This window comes from Agrobacterium sp. SORGH_AS 787, from assembly GCF_030819035.1.
Taxonomy (GTDB): domain Bacteria; phylum Pseudomonadota; class Alphaproteobacteria; order Rhizobiales; family Rhizobiaceae; genus Agrobacterium; species Agrobacterium larrymoorei_B.
This window is the reverse complement of the sequence record NZ_JAUTBG010000001.1, coordinates 361,836-383,637: the sequence shown is the minus strand read 5'-3', so window position 1 is coordinate 383,637 and position 21,802 is coordinate 361,836. Positions and strand designations below refer to the sequence as shown.

The window sequence follows — 21,802 nt, the reverse complement described above, 5'->3', positions numbered from 1 at the left end:
ACCATGAGGCGCAAGTATTCGCTTGCTCATCACAGCACTTGTTTATTCTGGCGCCAGATGGCAGGCGATCTTGCCGCCGCCATCGCGTGTTCGGACCTCCGGCGCAACCTTGCTGCACAGCTCGGTGGCGATGGGACAGCGTGGATGGAAGGCGCAGCCCTTTGGCGGATCGAGCGGACTTGGCGGCTCGCCGCCCATCAGCGCGCGATCGCGATTGGGGGCTGCGACATCGGGGATGGTTTGCAGCAGAAGCCGCGTGTAGGGATGTTGAGGATTGGCGAAGAGTGCCTCTGTTTCCGCTTCCTCCACAATCCGGCCGAGATACATGACAGCGATGCGATCGGCCATGTGCCGGACGACGGCGAGATTGTGGCTGATGAAGAGGTAAGTCAGACCAAGCTCATCCTGCAATCTGCGCATCAGATTGAGGATTTGTGCCTGGACGGAGACATCGAGTGCCGAGGTCGGTTCGTCGCAGACAAGGAATTCCGGCTCGCTGGCGAGCGCTCTCGCAATCGAGATGCGCTGTCTCTGACCGCCTGAAAACTCGTGCGGAAAACGCCCGGCATCGTCCGCAGACAGGCCGACGGTTCGCAACAACTCCGCCACGCGCGCATCGATCGCCTCCCTGCCTTGTCGAAGGCCGAAGACTTGAATGGGTTCGGCAATGATGTTGCCGACCCGCCAGCGTGGGTTGAGGCTGGCGTGCGGATCCTGAAAGATCATCTGGGCTTCGAGCGGCTTGCCACTGTTTACGCCCTTCTCGGCCGGCGCAAAGACGATGGCGCCCTCGCTTGGGTCATACAGTCCCGTCACCAGTCGGGCGACGGTGGATTTGCCACAGCCGGACTCTCCGACGAGAGCAAGGCACTTGCCTTTCTGCACTGTGAAGGTCACGTCCTGGACGGCGCGAAGATAGCGCTTCGGCTTGCGGTCGATCACACGGTTCAACCAGGGAGCGGAGACGTCGAAGACACGCGTCAGCTGATCGACTTCCAGCGCACTGTCAGGGCTTCTCATGCAACACCTCCATCGTGGACGAGACAGGCGACGCTGCCGTGATCATTGCGCACAAGCGCGGGTTTCATCTGCCGGCAGCGGGGGCCGACATCCGGACAGCGGGGATTGAACGCGCAGCCTTCAGGAATGGCGTTGAGCCTGGGCATGGCGCCATCGATCTGGGTCAGCCGCTCGACACGGGCGCCAAGTGCGGGAATGGAACCCATCAAGCCGCGCGTATAAGGGTGCTTAGGGTTGCGCAGCACCTTGTCGACCGGGCCGACCTCGATCACCCGGCCTGCATACATGACGGCCACGCGGTCGGCGGTTTCGGCAATCACACCCATGTCGTGGGTGACGAGCATGACGCCCGCGCCCTTTTCGCGGCAAAGCTTGCGCAGCAGCGTGGTGATCTGCGCCTGAATGGACACGTCGAGCGCGGTGGTGGGTTCGTCGGCAATGATCAATTGCGGATCGCCCGCAAGCGCGAGCGCTATGACGACGCGCTGGCGCATGCCACCGGAAAACTGATGAGGATAATGATCGATGCGCTCATCCGCGCCCGGAATGCCGACCTGTTTCAACAGGTCGACGGCGTGGGCGCGTGCTTGCGCGCGGCTGCGGTTCGAGTGCAGACGTATCGTCTCGATCAGTTGCTGGCCGACCGAGAAGAGCGGGTTGAGCGAGGTGAGCGGATCCTGAAAGATTGCGCCGACCATGCGGCCACGAACCGTGCTCATCTCCAACTCGCTCAGAGTATCGGTGCGCGTGCCGCCGATGCGGATTTCGCCCGCAGCAATCCGTCCCGGCGGTTCAAGCAGCCCAAGAACGGCCATGCCTGTCATCGACTTGCCCGCGCCGGACTCGCCGACGACTCCTAAAATTTCGCCTCGCTCGACGGTGAGCGAGACGTCGGAGAGGGCGGTCAGAATGCCTTTGCGGGTCGGGAACTCAACGGACAGGCCTTTGACTTCAAGAGCCGGCATCGCTGTCGGTGTCTGAGTGGCTGAGGTCATTGCGACACCTCGCTGGCGTGATGCGTGAGCGGATAGCTCGGCGGGAAAATCTCCTCGACCGGCGGATGCTGAAACGTCCGTTCGGGATATTTGGCGACAAGTCCATCAAATTGACGCTGTGCCTGACGCCTGGCGGCGATGAGGTCGATGCCCGCCACCTCTCCGTCACGCATCGAAACCCGTCCATCGACGATGGTGGCGCGGGTAACGCGACCGGTGGCGCCGTAGACAAGCGTCTGGATCGGATCGATCCGTGGCGCGATCATACTGTCGGCCATGTCGAAAACGGCGAAATCGGCTTTCGCGCCCGGCGCGATACGGCCGAGATCCTGCCGCTTCAGCGCATCGGCGCCGGCAACGGTGGCGGCATCGTAGAACTCTACGGCGGAACCGGCATCACCGCGGCTCTCGGCAAGCCGGTTCATTATCAGACCGACCGACATGTTGAGAACCATATCGGGAGGGGCGGTGTCGGTACCCATGCCGATCCGAATGCCCATCGCCTTCCGGCGGGAGAAGGATTTGAGCGTCGAGCCGTGGCGGGCAGAGACGAGCGGACAATGGGCGACGGTCACGCCCTGTGCAGCGTAGCGCGCAAGATCGTCTTCTGTCGCGACGGTCGCGTGCGGCGCGATCAGGCGAGGCGAAAGAAGGCCAAGGCGATCCAGCCATTCCGGAGCCGTGACACCGTGCAGGCGGCGCATGGTTTGCAATTCCATCTCGCCCTGCGCCATGTGAAGGCGAACAGGCATATCCATATCATTGGCATGAGCAAAGGTCTGACGCAGCAGCGTTTCGGTACAGGTTTCCACGCGATCCGGTGCGAACTGCCCGAAATCAGGCCATTGCCGCTGCCGTGAATGCGTTGGGCAAAGGACGCGGCCTCTGCCAATTCCGCCAGTCCCCGCTCTTCATCGAAGACCGGCTGCATGGCGCCGCTTTCATCAAGGATGACCCCGCCGCTGCGGTAGGCGGGGCCCAGCCAGACGCGGATACCGAGCTCTTCCGCTGCATCTGCTGCTGCTTCGAATTCTGCAACCGTCTCGCCCCAGGCACGGTAAAACAGCGAGGCAATCGGAAGTGCCGACGTAATGCCGTTCAAGAGAAGCTGCGCAAAGGCGTAACGCTTCTGAAAGGCAAGTTCATCCTGGCTGTACATCTCGTAGGCGCGGGGTGCGTAGTCCGCGACCCAGACGCGACCCTTCTTCCAGCCGGGCTGGTTGTCCATGGCGAGAACGGTCGTGTCGAGATCGGAGAGCGCGTCCAGATCGACAAAGCCCGGACCGATGAGAGCGTCGCCCATGTCATAGCGAGCCGAGACGTCGCCCTCGAAATCTCGACCGACCCAGAGAATTGTGTTGTTGTCGATGACGACTTCGCCGTCCGGTATGAGGCGCCTGCCTTCGGGCAGGTCGGCAACCACAAAACGAGCCTTGAGTGCCCAGCGCCCCGGCGGTCTTTTACCGAGCGGAAGCATCGACCAGGATGAGGGCGCGTTCATGGGCGCTCCTTCAGGCTCGTGCCGTCTCGGGCGGCGACATTGCCAGCGGTGACCACGAGCTTGCGAGGTTGATGCGTGACGATCGCTTCGCCGACCGTTTCCCCTTCAACGATGACGACATCGCCACGGCCGCCAATCGTGAGTGAATGGTCTGCACGATCCATGGCTTGAGCACCGCCAGTGGTGCAGACATCGAGCGCCCAAAGCAGTTCATCATCGCGGCGCAGGTTGTTTTTCATGCCGAGCAACATCGATCGCTCCAGCATGTCGCCATTGCCATAGGGCCCCCAGGTATCACGGAAGCCATCGACACCGGCGCCGAAGCGGACACCGGCGGAGCGCAAACGGCGCAGAGACGGGACTTCGCGCGAGGGCGGGGCCGTCGTCAGGATCGGCACATCGAGTTCGGCGCAGGTGTCGATCAGCCCCTGCGTCATGTTCCAGTCCGGATCGCCAAGGCAGAAGGCATGGCTGACGGCGACCTTTCCTTGCATGCCGAGCGCACGGATGCGCTCGAAGATCAATTCCATGGAGAAGGCACCGAGTTCGCCGCTTTCATGCAGATGGATATCCACGCCCTTGCCGTGCTTCTCGGCGATGGCAAAGATCGTATCGAGATGACCCTTGGGATCACGATCCATGCCGCACGGGTCGAGACCGCCAACGAGATCGGCACCCATCGCCATGCCGGCATCCAGCAGTTCCGCCGTGCCGGGGCGGCGCATCAGGCCCGATTGAGGGAAGGCGACGATTTCGATTTCGACAATGCCCGCCAGCTGGCGCCGCGTCTCCATCACGCCTTCCAGAGCGACCAGACCTTGATCGGTGTCGATATCCACATGGGTGCGGATGAGCGTCGTGCCGTAGCCGACCGATTGCAGCGCCTGGCGCATGGACTGGATATGAGCGTCCAACCCATAGTCGCGCTTGACCTTGCGCTCGTTGTCGATTTTGTCGATCAGACGCGGACCGACTTCATTGACGTACCAAGGGTAGCCCAGCAGAGATTTATCGAGATGGGTATGAGCATCGACAAGGCCGGGAATGGCGAGACGTCCGCCGGCATCCTCGACAGGCAGGCCCTCGGCTGCGAGATCCTGGCCGATGTCGGCAATCCGACCGTTGCGGATCAGAATATCGGCGGTGTCGCCGCCCATCGGTCTTGCGTTAGTAATCAGAAGGTCGCTCATGGACATTGTCTCCGCACGGTTTCAGCGCAGTTTGGGATTGAGGGCGTCGCGCAGCCAGTCGCCGAGCACGTTGATCGACACAACGAGCAGACAGAGCTGCAAGCCTGGAAAGAGCACGATCCACCAGAGCCCGGAGAAGAGATACTGGTTGCCGATGCGGATCAGCGTGCCGAGCGATGGTTGTTCGGGCGGCATGCCGACGCCAAGGAAAGAGAGCGTCGCCTCGATGAGAATGCCCAGACCGAAGTTCAACGTTGCCGTGACGAGCAGCGGCGTCGTGGTGTTGGGAAGAATATGCTTCAGCATGATCTTCCATTTGGACAGCCGGATCAGCCGGGCGGCCTGAACATATTCCTTGTTGCGTTCCACCATGGTCTGAGCGCGCACGGTGCGCGCATATTGCACCCAGGCCGACAGCGAGATCGCAAGCACGATAACACCGGAGGCCCCTGCTTCCCTGAGCGACGGCGGCAGTGCCTGTCTTGCCAGTGCTGACACGAGGATGGCGATCAGCATCGTCGGCATGGAAAGAAGGACATCGCCTGTGCGCATCAGCAGACCGTCGGCCCATTTGCCGTGATAGCCGGCGACGAGGCCAAGCATCGTGCCAATAACAAGCGAGACCAGAACGGAGCTTGCGCCGATAATGATCGAGGCACGGGAGCCGTAGAGTATGGCTGACAGCATGTCGCGCCCCTGAACATCGGTGCCGAGAATGAAGGGCCATTGGCCCTCCGGCATCCAGATCGGGGGAATTTCGGCGTTCAGCAGGTCGAGTGACGCGAGATCATAGGGGTTCTGCACCGTGATGAGCGGGGCGAAGAAAGCTGAGGCGATCAACATCAGAAGCAGGATTGCTGCGGCAATCGCCGAGGGGTGGCGCTTGAAACTCCACCACAGGTCGGATTGGAGCATCCTTGAAAGTCGAGAAGGACGGGAAACGGCGGCGGTCTGTTCGATGGCGGTCATGATAGTCTCCCGGTCATGCTGCGCGCAGCCGAGGGTCGATGACGGCGTAAGCGATGTCAACCAACGTGTTCAGCGTGACGAAAATGAAGGATACGATGCAGAGATAGGCCGCCATGACGGGAATATCGACGAAGGTCACCGCCTGCATGAACAGCATGCCCATTCCCGGCCACTGGAAAACCGTTTCGGTGACGAGCGCGAAGGCGATCAGGTTACCGACCTGCATGGCGGTAAGTGTCACCACCGGCATGAGACAGTTCTTCAGCGCATGGCGAAACCAGAGAGCGCGTCTCTTGACCCCGCGTGCGCGGGCGAACTTGATGAAATCGGTCCGAAGCGTTTCCAGCATTTCGGCGCGCACCAGCCGCATCACCAGGGTGATCTGGAAAAGCGAAAGCGATAGTGCGGGCAAAACAATCGCTGCGCGTCCTGACGGGGTCAGGAGCCCGGTAGACCACCAGCCGATGCGCACGACCTCTCCGCGACCATAACCCGGCAACCAGCCAAGGGTAACGGAAAAGGTCAGGATCAGCAGAATGCCAACCAGAAAGCTTGGGAGGGACACGCCGACGATCGACGAGAACTGCAAGGCTTCCGCCCACCAGCGCCCGCGTCCGATGGCGGTAAAGACGCCAAGCGGAATACCGATGGCGAGCGACAGGAAAGTGGCGATGAGCACGAGCTCGAAGGTCGCGGGAAACCGCTCGGCAATCAGTGTCAGCACGGATTGCTGGTTGCGCCAGGACAGTCCGAATTCCCCTTGGGCCGCATTGGTCACGAAGCGGACATATTGAACGAGAAACCCGTCATTGAGACCGAGCCGGGCGCGCAGCTCGTCGCGTTCGACCTGGGTGGCGCTTTCATTGACCATGATCTCCACGGGATCGCCGAGGAAACGGAAAATGAGGAAGGCGAAGAAGGCAACCGTGAGCATCACGAGAACGGCGTTGCCGATCCGCTTGATGAGGAAGGCGAGCATGACACCCTGTCCTTTGTCCGAAGAAAGAAAGCTGGCCCCCGCGACACGTCTGCGCGGCGAGGGCCATCCGCTGTTACATTTTCACCAGCCAAAGGCGGGGAAGATTATCCGAGAAGAGCGGGAAATCCTTGACTTTCGCGCTGGTTGCCCAGGCAAGCGGCTGCTGGTGCAGCGGGATCATCAGCGCGTGTTCCTTGGCGATCTTCAGGGCATCTGCCGAAAGAGCAAGGCGCTTCGTCCGATCCAGTTCCACAGCGGAGGCTTCCGTCACCTTGTCGAACTCCTTGTCCGACCATCCACCCCAGTTGAAGATGCCGAAGGAACCTTCCTTGGTGTGGAGAACCTGCGAGGTCAGGCTGTAGGCATCGAGCATCGGCAGTGTCGCCCAACCGAGCGTATAGACATCGACCTTTCCGGAAGAGCGCTTCGGTGTCTGCACGGCGCGAGGTCCCTGATCGAGCTTCGGCTTGAGCCCGACGCGCGACCACATTGAAGCGACCGCCTGACAGACCTGCTCTTCATTCACCAGCGTGTCGGAGCAGTTAAAGTCGAACTCGAAACCTTCTGCACCCGCTTCCTTGAGCAGCGCCTTGGCCTTCTCCGGATCGGCCTTGAGCGGCGTATCGAGGGCGGCGTCGTAACCGGGGATCTGTGGAGCGACCAGCGTGCCTGCATTGCGAGACTTGCCGCGCATGACGCGCTTTTGAATGAGGTCCAGATCGATGGCGAGCTGCATGGCCTGGCGCACACGCAAATCCTTCATCGGGTTCGGCGCACCGGACAGCAGCGTATCGCGCTGGCTGAAGCCGATCATGACGGTGCGCAGATCGGTGCCTTCCAGAAGCTTGACCTGCGATGCTGCAGCCTCAAGACGCGGCAAGTCCTGAACCGGTGCCTGATCGGTAAAATCGATATCGCCGGAGAGCAGTGCTGCAACGCGCGTGGCGCTGGAGGCGATCGGCGTCAGTTCAATGCGGTCGATATTGTGCTCAGGCTTATCCCACCAGCCATCATATTTGACGAAAACCGTCTTGGCGTCGGGCTGTCGGCTTTCGACCTTGAACGGGCCGGTGCCGTTTTCATTATAGGTCGCATAACCTTCGGTGCCGGAGCCGACATCCGTCGGCGCTTCCGCTTTGTTGTCCTTCAACCATTTGGCGTTGAAAATATAGATGGTCGTCAGATCGTTCAGGAGCAGCGGGTAATTGGCCGTCACATCGATTTCGATCGTATGAGCATCGATCACGCGCGAGCCTTTATAGGCCGGGATATTGCCGCGCAGTGGCGACTTCGGATCGGTGGCGCGCAGGAGCGAGGCCTGGACGTCGTCCGCGGTGAAATCCGCGCCATTGTGGAATTTTACGCCCTCGCGGAGCTTGAAGCGCCACGTGGTGGGCGAGATGATTTCATAGGATGTGGCGAGTGCCGGCTCGAGCTTGAGATTGCGGTCATAGCGCATCAAGCCCTCATAGGCGTGGTTGAGCACGCCAAGAGCAAAGCTGTCTCCGTAGGAATAGGGATCGAGGGAGCTGATATCGCGCGAGGCGCCCCATTTCAGCGTGTTGGCCGTGGCCGGCATGGTCAGAGCAAGAAGCGCAAGGCTCGTTCCCAGTAATATGCGTTTGCTTAACATTATGGTTCCCTTTTTATGGATTCATCTTGCATTCAATTTCAATCGAAATTGCATGCGATTTTGACGTTCCGCTCCGTTTTTCTTCGGGCTGGCAATGTCTGTCGCGCCATTCTATGTGGCTGTAGAACAAGGCTAAGCAACTTCGCATGCAATTTCAAGCCAAAAATTGTATGCAATTAAATTGGATGGATTCGGTACAAAATTTGTGCGATATACGGCCTAAATGTATACGAGCGGGATTTGACATCGATGTCCACGAATCTGACCAGAAGCGACGCGATCTATGCCTCGCTGCGTCGCGCCATACTCGAGCAGGCGCTGAAGCCGGGCACGAAACTGCCGGAAGATTCAATCGGGGATACATTCGGCGTGAGCCGCACGAGTGCCCGCAATGCTCTGGTCCGGCTGTCTTCGGACGGCTTGGTGGAGATCAAGCCGAACCGTGGCGCTGCCGTTGCCATGCCGACCCTCGAAGAGGCCGTGGAAGTATTCGCGCTGCGCCGCTGCCTAGAGCGGGAGGTCATCGACCGGCTATGCAAGCGCATGCCGAAGGACGGCATCGATGCGCTGGTAAGCCATGTGCGGGAAGAGGAACGCGCCTTGCGCGCATCGTCGCCGCGCTCCATCCGGCTGGCTGGGGAGTTTCACATCCTGCTGGCAGAGCTGACTGGCTCCAAGCTTTTGATCGAATTCATCATCCAGGTCGTCTCCCGGTCGTCGCTCATCCTTGCACGTTTCGGCAGACCACATTCGGCGGAATGCGGGATCGATGAACATATCCAGTTGATCGAGGCGTTGAAAAATCTCGATGTCGAGGCTGCGACCCACATCATGGACCACCATTTGCACGCGGTCGAAGATCGCGCCAAAGCCGATGACGAGGATGACGGTCCGGATATCAGCGAAATCCTCAGCCGCTACATCTCGGCCTCGGAGTGAGGTTGGGTAGAATGGCGACGCGTAAGGGCATCTTTTCACATCAGAACACGCACGCTGCCCGGTCACGGCAGGGCATGGTCACGACGCCACATCGCGCGGCAAGCGAAGCCGGTGCCAAGGTGTTGCGGCGGGGCGGCACGGCGATCGAGGCCGTGATTGCGGCGGGGGCGGCACTGACGGTTCTCTATCCGCATTTTTGCGGACTGGGCGGAGATGCCATCTGGATCGTGGCCGATAGCGAAGGACGACGCGACGCGATCATGGGTATCGGGCAAGCGGCTGAGGCGCTGCCGAAGCTCGATGTTATCCCGACTCGTGGCCCTCTCTCCACCTTGACGACGGCGGCGCTGGTCGACAGTTGGGGCCAGGCTCTAGACTATTCTCATGCCCATTGGGGTGGCACCGAGAGCTTCGCGAGCCTGCTGGGCGATGCGATAGAATTTGCGGCGGGCGGCTTTCCCGTCAGCCAATCCCAGGCCCACTGGCACCAGTTTCGCAAAGACGAGATCGATGGATGGCCGGGCGTTTCCAGCTTCTTCGTGAAGGAAGGCATCCAGCGCCAGCCGCAGTTGGCCGCCGTACTGGAAGAGATCGCCCTTCAAGGCTACCGGACATTTTACGAGGGCGAGGTGGCTGACCGCATTGCCAAGGGGCTTGAGGCGGCAGGCAGCCCGATCCGAAAGCGCGATCTGGAAAAGACAGGCGCGACGATGGCCGCCCCCTTATCGCTCACCTACCGCGATTTCGAACTTCTGGCCCCGCCGCCGCCCAGCCAAGGTGTTACGACACTGTCGATCATGGGCATCCTGTCGAATTTCGCGATGCATGACACCGGTCCGGATACTTCGCAGTTCTATCATCTCTGTGCAGAAGCGATCAAACAGGCCTTTCTGGAGCGGGGCGGTATCGCTGACCCGGACTTTGTCGAGCAGGACTGCGCCGCCTGGCTGGCGCGGGATTGTCTCGAGGCGAAGGCGGGGAAAATCAATCGCAATGTCGCCTTGCCTTGGCCTGCACCCTTTCGTAATGGCGATACGGTGTTTCTCGCGGCGACGGATGCGCAAGGCCGCTCCGCCAGCCTTCTTCAAAGCACCTATTACGATTGGGGCAGCGGCGTGCTGCTGGAAGATACCGGCATCCTCTGGCAGAACCGCGGCGCGGCGTTCAGTCTCGACCCAAAGAGTCCCAACGTGATCGCGCCTGGCAAGAGGCCCTTTTATACGCTTAACCCCGGTATTGCGCTGCGCGGCGGAAAACCAGCGATCCTCTACGGAACGCAAGGTGCCGACGGTCAGCCGCAGACGCTCACTCTGCTGCTCAGCCGGCTGATCGACCACGGCCTTGATCCGCTTTCGGCATTGTCAGCGCCGCGCTTTCTTCTTGGACGCACATTTTCAGACAGCCGGGACAATCTCAAGATTGAGCAATCTGTCGGCTCAGACGTGATCGATACGCTTGCACGTTATGGCCACGGCGTCGTCGCTATTCCAGAACTCAGCGCGCTTGCGGGTCAGGCAGGGATCATCAAGATTGGTGAGGATGGCTGGATCGACGGCGCGCATGACCCTCGCAGCGATGGTTGCGCAGTGGGAGTATAAGCACATGCGCGCCGATGTCCTTCTTCGAAATGTTCGGACCGCAGCAGAGCCTGGCGTCATCGACATCGCCATTCGCGATGGGCTGATTGTCGACATGCGCCGCAACATTCGCTGCGACGCCATTGAAGAGGAGGATTTTGACGGTCGGTTTGCCTTTCCGGGCTTCGCCGATAGTCATGTGCATCTGGATAAGGCCTGCATTCTGGAGCGCTGCACGATCTGTGAGGGCACGCTGGAGGAGGCGGTGCGCGAAACGGCGAAGGCCAAGGCGGGCTTTACGCAGGAGGATGTCTACGACCGCGCAAGCGCCGTTGTGCGTCAAGCGATCATGCATGGCACCAACCGCATGCGAACTTTCGTCGAGATCGACCCGCGCGCCGGCATGCGGTCCTTCGAGGCGATCAAGCGGGTTCGGGAGCGATTTGCTTTCGCCATCGATATCCAGATTTGCGCTTTCGCACAGGAAGGATTGACGCAGGAGCCAGAGACGGAAGCCATGCTCGACGAGGCACTTCGCACCGGCGCGGACCTCGTTGGGGGATGTCCCTACACCGATCCCCGCCCGGAAGAGCATGTGCGTCGCATCTTCGCGCTCGCAAGGAGGCACGATGTCGATGTCGATTTCCATCTGGATTTCAGCCTAGACCCCGCCAAGACGGATCTTCCGGCGGTGATTGCCGAAACCACGGCCAACGCCTATTCCGGCCGTGTCACCATCGGGCATGTCACCAACCTTTCCGCTCTTAATCCCGAGGATCGATCCCTTATCGCCCGAAAAGTTGCCGAGGCTGGCATCGCGCTCGTCGTTCTGCCAGCGACCGATCTCTTTCTGATGGGGCGAGGCCGAGCGGCAAATATCCCCCGCGGCATTACACCGGCTCATCTCCTTTCGGCAGATGGAGTTCGGACAGCGGTTGCCACCAACAATGTGCTCAACCCATTCACGCCTTTCGGCGATGCCTCGCTCGGGCGAATGGCCAATCTCTATGCCAATGTGATGCAGCTTTCGCGCGATGACGATATCGATCAGGTTTTCGCCATGGTCAGCGACCGTGCGGCTTCGATCATGGGCGTTGATCATCGGTTACGGATCGGTGGGGCTGCCGATATCGTCATTCTGGATGCTGATGATCCCCGTCATGCCGTGCGTTCTTCGGCACCTGCGATTGCGGGCTGGAAGGCCGGACGAAGAACCTTTGTTCGTCCGAAGCCCGTCATTTTCGACACGGCATCATCCGATCCTTAGGAACTGCCTTTAAGTCACTGTGGTGAGGGATCGTGAATGCGGCTGGCGACATCCATCCCCCTCAGCTAAACCGAATTGAGTTTTCGTGGAGGCAGCGTTGAGCGATTTGGACAGGAAACGGGCGGAGCGGCTGATGCGCGATGCCGGCATTGATGCGCTGGTTCTCTTCCAGCCGGAAGCCTTTCAATATGCGATCGGCGCGCCCGCGGGCGTCGCCACCATGTGGGGCAGGGCAGGCGCCGCGGCTGCGCTGGTTCCGAGTGATTCCCAGCATTCACTTGCGGCAGTCGTCAGCGATCATGCCGCGCCAGTGGTATTGCAAAGGGCTCCGGATGTTGAGGTCCGCACGCATCGCATTTGGATCGACGGGGTCGATCTGTCGGGCGTCAACGATATTTCCGGCATCGATGGCGCGTATCGGAGTTCGGGCGTGGGAGGCCCGAGACCGGAAACTTTCGATCGGTCGGAATGCTTCAACCTCTTGGCCGAGCTGTTGACGGAGAGGGGTCTCAGCAATGCGAGGATCGGGGTCGATCTCGAATTTATGCCCGCCGCTGATTTCGAGGTTCTGAAGACGTCTCTTCCATCTGTCAAATGGGTCGATGGCTCCCTCAAGCTCAGGCGCTTGCGCGCCATCAAGACCCCCCGTGAAATCGAACGCCTCCGGCGCGCCGCCATGGCGGCAGAGGCTGGTCTCAAGCGCATGATGGACGCCGTGGCTCTTGGAGTCTCGCTCGCGAGCCTCTCGGCGGCGTGGAAGGCGGGTGCGCAGGAAGCCGCTGCGGCAGGCGGTTTTACGCTGAGCGGGCATTGGGACTACATCTCTGTCGGACCGGACCTGTCGAATGGCGCTGCAAAGGTCACGCCGGGTGATTTGATCAAGGCCGATGTCGGGACGCTCGTCGAAGGCTACTCATCCGACGGCGCGCGCACCGTGACCTACGGTCCGGCATCGCCATTGGCGCAGGATATCTTCAAGGCGCTGGAGACCGCATTCTATGCTGGGCTGGAGCAGATCAGCCCCGGCAACACCTTCGGCGCGGTGCATGACGCTATGCTCCGCTCAATGAGGCGCGATGGATTCGGTGAATACTACCGCGGACATTTCGGCCACTCCGTCGGTGGTGGCGTCGGTATCGAGGAATGGCCGTTCTTTTCTGCCGGTAATCGGGAGATTATCGAGATCGATATGGTGGTTGCGCTCGAAGCGCCGTTCTATGGGCAAAACTTCGGAGCGCTGATGATCGAGGATCAGTTTCTGGTAACGCAGAGTGGGACGCAATGCATGAACAGCCTGCCGCGAGGTCTGCTTGATCTTGCCAAGGGCAGTGCGTGAGCGGTGCGCTCACGCTCGTTCTCCTGCAAAAAACGCTACCGTTCGAAAGGCTCTCCAAGCGAGGCAACGCCGTTCAGCTTCAACAGCCGCTTGTTTGCGGAGATGATGCCGAGCACGATGATGGTGACGAGATAGGGCAGGCTGGAGAGAAACTGCGACGGCAATTCCACGCCGGTGGCTTGTGCCGCAAGGCTCATCAGCGACACTGCGCCGAACAGGCATGCGCCAAGGAAGATGCGGCCCGTCAACCATGTGCCGAAGACAACGAGCGCAATCGCGATCCAGCCGCGCCCCGCAATCATGCCATCTGCCCAGAGTGGCGTGTAGACGACGGAGGCATAGGCACCGGCAAAGCCAGCCAAAAGGCCGCCAAAAGCAATCGCCGCCACGCGCACGCCTATCACCGAATAGCCGATCGCATGTGCGGCTTTCGGATTTTCCCCAACCGCTCGGATCACGAGGCCCGCCTTGCTGAAGGCGAACCCGGCCCAGATGGCGAGTGTCAGAAGAAGCGAGAGCCAGACGACGATATCCTGGACGAACAGGCCGCCGATAACAGGAAGATCGGAAAGGCCTGGAATGGCAAGTTTCGGCAGCCCCGTGACCGTCAGGCTCTCATAGGTCTTGCCGAAGAGCGCCGAGAGGCCTTGCCCGAGAATGCCGATGGCGAGCCCTGTTGCGACCTGGTTGGCGCGGAAACCCAGGGCAACAAGTGCGAAGATAAGGGAGAGGAGGACACTGGCAAAGCCTGCCGCGAGGAAGGCGAGCGTATGGCCGCCGCCGTGATAGACGACGATAAAGGCGATGACGGCCCCTAGCGCCATCAACCCCTCGACACCGAGATTGAGGACGCCTGAGCGTTCGACAACGAGTTCGCCCAAAGCTGCCAGCAGAAAGGGCGTTGCCGCGGCCAGCATGCCGGAAAGGATAAAATCGACAGCGTTCATGCCGGTTTCCGATCTGCAGATTTCGGCCATTCGAGGCGATAGCGGACGAAGGCGACTGCGATGAGATAGGTCACGAGCAATGTACCCTGGAAGACGCGCACGGCCGCAATCGGCAGTTCGGCCGAAACCATGGCATTGTCGCCACCAATATAAATCACTGCCATGACGAGCGATGACAGGATGATGCCAATCGGATGCAACCCGCCGAGATAGGCGACGATGATGGCCGCATAGCCGTAGCCGGTGGAGATCGAGCGCTGCAACTGCCCAATCGGCCCTGCCACTTCCGCCGCGCCCGCAAGACCAGCAGCAAAGCCGCCAATCAGAAGCGAGAGCCAGATGGCGCGCCCCTGGCTGAAACCGGCATAGTCAGCCGCGCGCGGGGCAAGGCCGCCGACCTGCAGCTTGTAGCCGAGAAAGCTCTTCTGCATGAAGACATAAGCTCCGAGCGAAAAGAGGATGGTGAGCGGAAAGGACCAGTTCACTCGGGTGCCGTCGATCAGGGTCGGCACCATGGCGTCGTACTGAAACATCACCGATTGCGGGAAATTGAAGCCGTTCGGGTCCTTCCATGGGCCGAGCAGCAGATAGTTCAGCACCTGTGCCGCAACGAGGCTCAGCATCAGGGAGACGAGAATTTCGTTGGCGTTCAGCCGCACACGCCAGAAGGCCGTGATCGCTGCCCAGAGCGCGCCGCCGATGGCGCCGCAAAGCAGCATGGCAGGCCAGATCCAGCCGCCGGTTGCTTCCGGATAATAGATGGGAATGGCGGAGGCGAAGATTGCGCCGAGAATGAACTGTCCTTCGGCACCAATATTGAACACCTTGGCGCGGAATCCGATCGCAAGCCCCTGCGCGATCAGGAGCAGCGGCCCCATTTTCAGAAGCACTTCAGAAAACGCGGACCAAGAGAGGAAGGGCTCCAGCAACATGGCGTAGAACACGGCAGCGGGGCTTTTGCCCATGACCGCGTAAAGCGCGAGATTGACGAGGGTCGCAATTGCGAGGGCTGCAAGAGGTGCGAGGATCGTCGCAGTTAGCGAGGCACGTTCGCGCCGAACGAAGTGAGGGAGGGCGCTCATGCGGAAAGCTTTCCGGCAGTGGGGTTTTCGGTAAGGGCGGTCGCGTCTGCGCTAATCATAAAGCGGCCGACATCTTCGACACGCGTTTCGGATGTCGTGAGCGACGGGCTGAGCGTACCGGCATTCAGCACCTGAATGCGGTCGCAGATCTCGAAGAGCTCTTCAATCTCTTCCGATATGACGAGGATCGCCATGCCGGCATTGCGCAGAGCAATCAGCTTTTGGCGGATGGCCATGGCGGCGCCGATATCGACACCCCAGGTGGGCTGAGCGAGGAAGAGCAGTTTCGGTCCCAGCATGATCTCACGGCCAACGATGAACTTCTGCAAGTTGCCGCCGGACAGCGCACCAGCCTCTGCGTCTGGTCCCGGCGTGCGGACGTCGAAATCGCGAATGCAGGTCTCGGCGAAAGCCTTGGCACCGCTGTGGTCGATCAAGCCATGGTCAAGCAGGTCGAGCGGATGAGCGGTCAAAAGCCCGTTGAGGGTCAGCGACATTTCGGGAACGGCGCCGCGGCCGAGACGGTCTTCCGGGACAAAGGCGAAGCCGAGTTTGCGACGGGCCGCAGCATCATGGCGACCGACATCTTCGCCCATCATGAAAATGCGATCCTTCGCTTCTCGACCAAGACGCGTTTCGCCCGAAATAATGGAGGAGAGTTCCGCCTGTCCATTGCCTGAGATGCCAGCGATCCCAAGAATTTCTCCGGCCTTCACTTCCAATGTCACGCGTTTCAACGGCATGGCAAAGGGGTCGTCCGGCTCATAGTCGAGACCGATCAGTTCGAGGCGCTTCTCGCCGGACGCCACGACCGTTGGCGGCTTGATCTCCGGCATGTCGCGACCGATCATCATGCGGGCAAGGTCGTGGGCGTCATGTTCGCGCGGATCCACATGACCGGTGACTTTTCCGCCGCGCAGGATAGTGGCCCGGTCGCAGATCGCCCGAATCTCTTCAAGCTTATGGGATATGAAAAGGATCGAGACGCCGCGCTCGCGCAGGCGCTTGAGTGTCTCGAAAAGCTTCTCCACCGATTGAGGCGGCAGGACCGAGGTCGGCTCGTCTAGAATGATGAGCTTCGGGTCGGTCATCAGGCAGCGGATGATTTCTACCCGCTGTCGCTCGCCGACCGAGAGCGCATGCACATGGGCAAGCGGATCGACCTCCAGGCCGAAGTCGCGTCCCAATGAACGCACCCGCTCGATCAGTTCGCTCTTCTTTCCGGGCACCACGAGCGCGATGTTCTCGACGACTGTCAGCGTCTCGAAGAGGGAGAAATGCTGAAAGACCATGCCGATGCCCTGGCGGCGGGCCTCGGCGGGCGAAGCAAGCCGGATCGGCTCGCCTCGCCATGTGACAATGCCCTCATCCGGCGTTTCCACACCGTAGATCAGCTTCATCAGCGTGGACTTGCCAGCGCCGTTTTCGCCGAGAATGGCGTGGATCGAATGCTCTTCCACGTCCAGATCGATCGCCTGATTGGCGCGGATCTGGCCGTAGCTTTTCGACAGGCCGCGCAGCGAAAGCAGTGGTGCCTTCGCCGCTTCACTGTTTGACGATGCAGGCAAGGTCGTCTCAGACATGATGGGTCACTTCGGCAGAGGAGTGGTGACGCCCTTGACGTGCCAATCCATGGCAATGATTTCCTTGTCCGTCAGCGTTTTGCCGGCTGCGACGCCTTCAGAGCCATCGGCCTTGGTGATGGGACCTGTGAAGGGCGAGAAGCTGCCATCGGCAATCTTTGCCTCGGTCTCCTTGATCTTCGCCATGGTGTCGGCGGGAACGCTGGTGTTCCAGTCAACGACCTTGACCACCTTGTCCGACATGCCGAGGAAGGCATTAGCGCCCTTGAAGGTACCGTCCATGTGCGCCTTGACCTGCGCCAGAAAGTAGGGGGACCAGTCAGTCGCAACGCAGCCGAGATAGGTCTTCTGAGCGTAGCTCTTCATCGAAGAGTTGAGGTTGAAGGCGTAGACGCCGGCCGCTTCGCAGGCCGAGATGACGGACGGCGTGTCCTGCGCGTTGGAGAAGATCACATCGCAACCCTGCGCCATCAGTGCCTTTGCGGCTTCCTGTTCCTTGGCGGGGTCGAACCAGGAGTTGACCCAGACGACGGAGACTTCGATATCGGGTTTGACGGCTTGGGCACCCAGCGCGAAGGCATTGATCGAGGTGATGAGTTCCGGGATCGCGAAGGCCGAGACCGAGCCAAGCTTGCCGGATTTGGTCAGCGCGGCGGCTGCCATGCCCATCAGATAGGTGCCCTGGAAATATTTGGCAGCGAAGGGCGAGAAGTTCGGCGCGACCTGAAAGCCAGAGGCGTGCAGCACGCTGACGTCCTTGTTGCGACGAGCAATTTGCAGCGCGCCGTTCTGATAGCCGAAGGAACCGGCGATCAGGAACTTGTTTCCGTCAGCAACGGTCTTGGTCATGATGCGGTCGGCATCGGGACCTTCCGGAATGTTTTCCAGAATGGTGACTTTCACCTTGTCGCCATAGGCCGCCTTGACCGGCTCAAGACCGGCCGCCAATGCATGTCCCCAGCCGACATCGCCGATGGGCGAGGGGACCACGAGTGCGATGCCGAGTGGCTTGTCAGCTGCAAGTGTGGCACGCGCGCCAACAGCGCTGGCAAGACCGGTGAGTGCGACGCCTTTCAGGAGCGTGCGGCGGTTGAGTGCGTTGATCATGAGGGTTCCCCTTGTTGGTTGTGTTGTTTCAAAAATCGATGGTGGCGAGCGCCGCTTCTGCGTCGGCAAACAGTTTTCCTTCATCCAGACCGGCAAACTCGCCCTTCGCCCATACGATACGGCCATTGATCATGGTCATATCCGTCGGCGCGCCGATGCCGACTTTGGCAATCAGGCTCAAGGGATCGTGTCGGGTGCCGACGTAATCCATGCGACGGGTGTCGATAGCAAAAAGATCGGCGGCCATGCCGGGTGCCAACCGACCAATATCGGCACGGCCGAGCAACTGCGCACCGCCCGTTGTGGCATAACCGAGAAAGTCTGCAGGTGCGGGCACAGGATGGGCGCGCGTCGATGCCGCCAGGCATTGCAGCATGTAGGCGGAATGGATGCAGTGCATGAGGTTGGAATTATCATTGGAGGCGGCACCATCGCAACCAAGACCCAGCGGCACGCCGAAGGCGCTCATGGCCGGAATGTCGGTCACCTCCGCGCCGACCAGATAGACCGGCTCAGGGCAATGGGCCACGCCCGTTCCCGAATCCGCCATGGTGCGCAATTCGTCGTGGGTCAGTTCCCAGCAATGGGCGTAGAAGGTATCCGGTCCAGCAAAACCCATCTCGTGCAGATAGTCGACCGTGCGTGCGCCGTGGCGGGCAAGGATCACGTCGCTCTCGCCCTCGCCGACATGGGTGTGGAGCCGGACGCCCTTGTCGCGGGCAAGGCGCACCGATTCGACGAAGGTCTCACGATAGCCGTTCACCGGCTGGCAGGGGGCGACCACCACCTGGCACATGCTAAAGGGCGAGGTGTCGTGGTACGTCTCGATCAACCGGGCGCAGTCGGCGATGAACTCATCCGTCGTCTCCCGCATCTCGTCGGGTATGGTCGATCCTTCCGACTTCGGCAGAGAGTTGCCGCCACGACCGGCATGGAAGCGCATGCCGAAAAGATCGGCTGCCTCGAATTGCCGGTCGATCAGCCTTTTACCGGCATGACGCGGGAAATTATACTGATGATCGAAGGCCGTGGTGCAGCCGTGCTTGATCATCTCGGCCATGGCCGTAACGGAGGAATGATAGAAGCAATCCTCGGTGAGCCGCGAGAAGATCGGGTAGATGCGATCCAGCCATTCAATGACTGAGAGCTTCGTCCAGTCGAGATCGGCGCGGTTGCGCACGAAGCACTGGAAGAAATGGTGGTGGGTGTTGACGAGGCCGGGATAGACGAACCAGCCGCTGGCATCGGTGATCTCGATACCCTCTGGGAGCGGTCCGCTCGCAAGATCCTCGCCGATGGCCTTGATCGCGGGACCTTCCGTCAGGAGATCGACATTGCGGCGCACGGACATGGCCGTCCCGTCATTGACGATCACAGCAGCACAGTTTTGTAGGAGATGCCCGGCCATACGCTTTACGCCTCTGCCGTTTCGGTCAGCGCTGGCGTGTCATGCGGGTCCGGCTTCAGCTCGTGCAGGCGGTGGATGCCAGGCATCTCGATAAATCCGTCGAGTGATCTGATGGCGCGCATCCAAAGACGAATGGAGGGATAGGCATCGAGCGAAACTCCGCCATCGGGCGCGAGCGCGACATAGGGGAAGCAGGCAATGTCGGCGATGGTCGCCGTGTTGCCAACGAGGAACGTCTCACCCTTCAATCGCTGTTCGAAAAGGGCAGCCTCCAGTTCCCGAAGCGCGAGCACGCCCGACGCACGCAGGGCGTCGATATCGCCCGGACGATGCAGCATCTCATGCAGGCGTGCGCCGCCGAGACTTGCAGTCAGGCGGGCGGAGAATGAAAGCCATTGCTGGATGCGCGCAGCCGTTGAGGGCTCGCTGGTGCCGAGCCATACAGGCGCAGCCTTGCCCGCGATGTAAACCAGGATCGCAGAGGATTCAGTCAGAACCAGATCGCCGTCGACCAATATAGGGATCGAGCCTGCGGGGTTCAGCGCCAGAAATTCCGGGCCGCGATGTTCGGCACCGGGATGGAAATCGACAGCGCGAAGCGTCAGTTGCTGGCCCGTTAGCGCGGCCATGAGGCGCACTTTGTAGCAACTCGGTGAGAGAATGTAGTCGTATAGGATCATTGGGCTACCAACTGTGCGCCGTAGGTGAAGTCATGGCGTTTCAGCCAGCGGCGGTAAGCGACGGACGTGAGATCGGCGCGCGTGGGTATCTCCATGCCGGGGTCTAGCGGCAGGCGTCGCGGGATCTGGTTTTCGAGGATGGACCGGTCTTGCAGGAAGATCATCTGCTGGAAGTGGATGAGATCGGTCATTGGCGTCTCATCGTCATAAAGCGCCATCCAAGGCCACACGTCGCAAAGTTCTTCGGTCAGTGGCTGGACGAAAAGGGTTATCACGTCCCATTCGCCAGGTTTTGGTGGGCACGTCTTGTAGAGAACGGAGCAGGTAGGTGCAGGCACCCGGTACATGTATTCCGTCGTAATGCCACCGCTGGCCGACTTAGCTGCCTGCGGCTGATAGAATTTCACCTGCGTTGCCCACACTTCGTCGGCGTCCTCGCGGATTTCGACCTTGTAGTTCTCTACCTCCGTATGGGGCTCGGAGCCGAGAATATCGGTGTGGACGAAGGGGAAATGGGCGATGTCGAGGAAATTCTCCACAGCGCGAAGCGGAGAGCATCGAACGCGAACAACACCGACATCGACCAGTCGGCGGCCCGGCTGTTCGGCTTCCGGAATGTCGAAGAGCGGTTTTTCAGGTGCGCCGAGTGAGGACCAGACATGACCGTATCGTTCGGTTACGGGAAGAACGCGGCCATCGGCTGTTACCACCGACGCCTTGCCTTCGCCGTTACGGGAGACACGGATTGTCTCGCCCATCAGCAACGTCTCTTGCCCCGCAGGCAGCAGCCGGCTGACCAAGCCGACAGGGTACCATTGATCGATCATCGCGTCGCGGCTCATGCGGCTTCTCCCCGGCTGGCAGCAGACTCGGCCTGGCGGCGCAGCACTTCCAGCGCATTCGACGCGGCAATCTTCTGCGCTTGGCTGGCACCGCTCTCGATCAGCAGATGAAGGAGAAGCATACCGTCTTCGCCGGATGGCGCGATCAGCAGGCGTGCCTTCATCCCGTCAATCGCCCAGTCGATAGCGTTTTCTCCAAGGTCAGTACCGATGCAGGCGGCAAGCGTTTCGGCCGTGGTGGAAAGCGCGATGCTCCGCAGCGCGGTCAGTCCATCATTCGACGGCATGTCGGCTGTGTTCTCATCTGCCGTCACCCAGATCACGCCGTCCCGCTCGCCAGCCCTGTAGGTCGCGACGCGGATTGCGTCCGGCGGTGTCAGGCTGGGATGGGCCGGAATGGCAAGACATTTGCCGGATTTTCCGTAACGCCAGCCATGATAGATGCAGGACAGTGCCTCGCCACGAACAAACCCGTGTGAAAGTCGCATGCCACGATGCGGACAGCGGTCAGCCACAGCAGAGACCGTACCGCTTTGCGCTCGCCAAATCGCCAGTGCTGCGGTGGCTAAACGCGCCGGGATGACCGACGCCACCGGCAAGTCCGACGACAGCGCGACCGGCGTCCAGACAGGGGCAATTTCCTTGGGCATTTCAAAGTTCCGAATGATTTGAGAGGCTTGGCCCCAGCAGAAAGAAGATGTCAGCAGGCAAGGCCGCATGGCATGTGAGGCACGTTTGCATAAAATT

Annotated in this window: 19 protein-coding genes; 4 read left to right on the top strand and 15 right to left on the bottom strand. The window is 60.6% G+C overall.

Annotated features, from left to right (window positions below; all coding sequences use genetic code 11):
- Positions 1-42 precede the first annotated feature (42 nt).
- From QE435_RS01635 to QE435_RS01605, 7 genes are all read right to left on the bottom strand, one after another.
- A complete protein-coding gene (locus QE435_RS01635) occupies positions 43-1,020 on the bottom strand; it encodes an ABC transporter ATP-binding protein (RefSeq protein ID WP_349039981.1) in 978 nt (325 codons plus the stop codon).
- The gene (locus QE435_RS01630) at positions 1,017-2,015 is read right to left on the bottom strand and encodes an ABC transporter ATP-binding protein (RefSeq protein WP_349039980.1); all 999 of its coding nucleotides are present in this window, start codon (positions 2,013-2,015) and stop codon (positions 1,017-1,019) included. The genes QE435_RS01635 and QE435_RS01630 overlap by 4 nt, the downstream gene beginning before the upstream one ends.
- Positions 2,012-2,908: an amidohydrolase family protein gene (locus QE435_RS01625; protein WP_349041108.1), complete on the bottom strand. Its 897-nt coding sequence runs from the start codon at positions 2,906-2,908 to the stop codon at positions 2,012-2,014. Before QE435_RS01625 ends, QE435_RS01630 begins: the two co-directional genes overlap by 4 nt.
- A gap of 604 nt (positions 2,909-3,512) precedes the next feature.
- The gene (locus tag QE435_RS01620) at positions 3,513-4,706 is read right to left on the bottom strand and encodes an amidohydrolase family protein (RefSeq protein WP_349039979.1); all 1,194 of its coding nucleotides are present in this window, start codon (positions 4,704-4,706) and stop codon (positions 3,513-3,515) included.
- A gap of 21 nt (positions 4,707-4,727) precedes the next feature.
- The gene (locus QE435_RS01615; protein WP_306929778.1) at positions 4,728-5,675 is read right to left on the bottom strand and encodes an ABC transporter permease; all 948 of its coding nucleotides are present in this window, start codon (positions 5,673-5,675) and stop codon (positions 4,728-4,730) included.
- Positions 5,676-5,688: 13 nt separating this feature from the next.
- Positions 5,689-6,654, bottom strand: coding sequence for an ABC transporter permease (locus QE435_RS01610; RefSeq protein ID WP_349039978.1), 966 nt, complete (start codon positions 6,652-6,654; stop codon positions 5,689-5,691).
- A gap of 73 nt (positions 6,655-6,727) precedes the next feature.
- Positions 6,728-8,287 (bottom strand): ABC transporter substrate-binding protein, encoded by a 1,560-nt coding sequence (locus tag QE435_RS01605; RefSeq protein ID WP_349039977.1) that lies wholly within the window; start codon positions 8,285-8,287, stop codon positions 6,728-6,730.
- A 249-nt stretch (positions 8,288-8,536) separates the two neighbouring features.
- On the opposite strand from QE435_RS01605, the gene QE435_RS01600 reads away from it, so the two are divergent.
- From QE435_RS01600 to QE435_RS01585, 4 genes are all read left to right on the top strand, one after another.
- On the top strand, positions 8,537-9,226 hold the full coding sequence (locus tag QE435_RS01600) for a GntR family transcriptional regulator (RefSeq protein ID WP_306929782.1): 690 nt from the start codon (positions 8,537-8,539) through the stop codon (positions 9,224-9,226).
- Between the two features lie 11 nt (positions 9,227-9,237).
- On the top strand, positions 9,238-10,824 hold the full coding sequence (locus tag QE435_RS01595) for a gamma-glutamyltransferase family protein (protein ID WP_349039976.1): 1,587 nt from the start codon (positions 9,238-9,240) through the stop codon (positions 10,822-10,824).
- 4 nt (positions 10,825-10,828) lie between these two features.
- Positions 10,829-12,070: an amidohydrolase family protein gene (locus tag QE435_RS01590; protein ID WP_349041107.1), complete on the top strand. Its 1,242-nt coding sequence runs from the start codon at positions 10,829-10,831 to the stop codon at positions 12,068-12,070.
- A gap of 97 nt (positions 12,071-12,167) precedes the next feature.
- Positions 12,168-13,406, top strand: a complete 1,239-nt coding sequence (locus QE435_RS01585) for a Xaa-Pro peptidase family protein (RefSeq protein ID WP_349039975.1) — start codon at positions 12,168-12,170, stop codon at positions 13,404-13,406.
- A gap of 35 nt (positions 13,407-13,441) precedes the next feature.
- On the opposite strand, the gene QE435_RS01580 is transcribed toward QE435_RS01585, so the two are convergent.
- Genes QE435_RS01580 through QE435_RS01545 form a run of 8 tightly spaced genes read right to left on the bottom strand, consistent with a single transcriptional unit; the run spans position 13,442 to position 21,705 of the window.
- Positions 13,442-14,353, bottom strand: a complete 912-nt coding sequence (locus tag QE435_RS01580; protein ID WP_349039974.1) for an ABC transporter permease — start codon at positions 14,351-14,353, stop codon at positions 13,442-13,444.
- Positions 14,350-15,435, bottom strand: a complete 1,086-nt coding sequence (locus tag QE435_RS01575) for an ABC transporter permease (protein ID WP_309769212.1) — start codon at positions 15,433-15,435, stop codon at positions 14,350-14,352. Before QE435_RS01575 ends, QE435_RS01580 begins: the two co-directional genes overlap by 4 nt.
- On the bottom strand, positions 15,432-17,018 hold the full coding sequence (locus QE435_RS01570) for an ABC transporter ATP-binding protein (protein WP_349039973.1): 1,587 nt from the start codon (positions 17,016-17,018) through the stop codon (positions 15,432-15,434). The genes QE435_RS01575 and QE435_RS01570 overlap by 4 nt, the downstream gene beginning before the upstream one ends.
- Before the next feature lie 6 nt (positions 17,019-17,024).
- Positions 17,025-18,125: a BMP family ABC transporter substrate-binding protein gene (locus tag QE435_RS01565; protein WP_349039972.1), complete on the bottom strand. Its 1,101-nt coding sequence runs from the start codon at positions 18,123-18,125 to the stop codon at positions 17,025-17,027.
- Positions 18,126-18,153: 28 nt separating this feature from the next.
- Positions 18,154-19,533 (bottom strand): amidohydrolase, encoded by a 1,380-nt coding sequence (locus tag QE435_RS01560; protein ID WP_349039971.1) that lies wholly within the window; start codon positions 19,531-19,533, stop codon positions 18,154-18,156.
- A gap of 5 nt (positions 19,534-19,538) precedes the next feature.
- Positions 19,539-20,213, bottom strand: a complete 675-nt coding sequence (locus tag QE435_RS01555) for a glutathione S-transferase family protein (protein WP_349039970.1) — start codon at positions 20,211-20,213, stop codon at positions 19,539-19,541.
- Positions 20,210-21,055: an aromatic ring-hydroxylating dioxygenase subunit alpha gene (locus QE435_RS01550; protein ID WP_349039969.1), complete on the bottom strand. Its 846-nt coding sequence runs from the start codon at positions 21,053-21,055 to the stop codon at positions 20,210-20,212. Before QE435_RS01550 ends, QE435_RS01555 begins: the two co-directional genes overlap by 4 nt.
- A complete protein-coding gene (locus QE435_RS01545; protein ID WP_349039968.1) occupies positions 21,052-21,705 on the bottom strand; it encodes a Rieske (2Fe-2S) protein in 654 nt (217 codons plus the stop codon). Before QE435_RS01545 ends, QE435_RS01550 begins: the two co-directional genes overlap by 4 nt.
- Positions 21,706-21,802: the final 97 nt, after the last annotated feature.

Bases quoted from the DNA above. Each gene is read 5' to 3' on its own strand.
- QE435_RS01555 (WP_349039970.1), bottom strand. From the start codon at position 20,213: ATGATCCTATACGACTACATTCTCTCACCGAGTTGCTACAAAGTGCGC.
- QE435_RS01595 (WP_349039976.1), top strand. From the start codon at position 9,238: ATGGCGACGCGTAAGGGCATCTTTTCACATCAGAACACGCACGCTGCC.
- QE435_RS01560 (WP_349039971.1), bottom strand. From the start codon at position 19,533: ATGGCCGGGCATCTCCTACAAAACTGTGCTGCTGTGATCGTCAATGAC.
- QE435_RS01565 (WP_349039972.1), bottom strand. From the start codon at position 18,125: ATGATCAACGCACTCAACCGCCGCACGCTCCTGAAAGGCGTCGCACTC.
- QE435_RS01600 (WP_306929782.1), top strand. From the start codon at position 8,537: ATGTCCACGAATCTGACCAGAAGCGACGCGATCTATGCCTCGCTGCGT.
- QE435_RS01545 (WP_349039968.1), bottom strand. From the start codon at position 21,705: ATGCCCAAGGAAATTGCCCCTGTCTGGACGCCGGTCGCGCTGTCGTCG.
- QE435_RS01615 (WP_306929778.1), bottom strand. From the start codon at position 5,675: ATGACCGCCATCGAACAGACCGCCGCCGTTTCCCGTCCTTCTCGACTT.
- QE435_RS01550 (WP_349039969.1), bottom strand. From the start codon at position 21,055: ATGAGCCGCGACGCGATGATCGATCAATGGTACCCTGTCGGCTTGGTC.
- QE435_RS01570 (WP_349039973.1), bottom strand. From the start codon at position 17,018: ATGTCTGAGACGACCTTGCCTGCATCGTCAAACAGTGAAGCGGCGAAG.
- QE435_RS01575 (WP_309769212.1), bottom strand. From the start codon at position 15,435: ATGAGCGCCCTCCCTCACTTCGTTCGGCGCGAACGTGCCTCGCTAACT.
- QE435_RS01620 (WP_349039979.1), bottom strand. From the start codon at position 4,706: ATGAGCGACCTTCTGATTACTAACGCAAGACCGATGGGCGGCGACACC.
- QE435_RS01610 (WP_349039978.1), bottom strand. From the start codon at position 6,654: ATGCTCGCCTTCCTCATCAAGCGGATCGGCAACGCCGTTCTCGTGATG.
- QE435_RS01630 (WP_349039980.1), bottom strand. From the start codon at position 2,015: ATGACCTCAGCCACTCAGACACCGACAGCGATGCCGGCTCTTGAAGTC.
- QE435_RS01590 (WP_349041107.1), top strand. From the start codon at position 10,829: ATGCGCGCCGATGTCCTTCTTCGAAATGTTCGGACCGCAGCAGAGCCT.
- QE435_RS01605 (WP_349039977.1), bottom strand. From the start codon at position 8,287: ATGTTAAGCAAACGCATATTACTGGGAACGAGCCTTGCGCTTCTTGCT.
- QE435_RS01580 (WP_349039974.1), bottom strand. From the start codon at position 14,353: ATGAACGCTGTCGATTTTATCCTTTCCGGCATGCTGGCCGCGGCAACG.
- QE435_RS01635 (WP_349039981.1), bottom strand. From the start codon at position 1,020: ATGAGAAGCCCTGACAGTGCGCTGGAAGTCGATCAGCTGACGCGTGTC.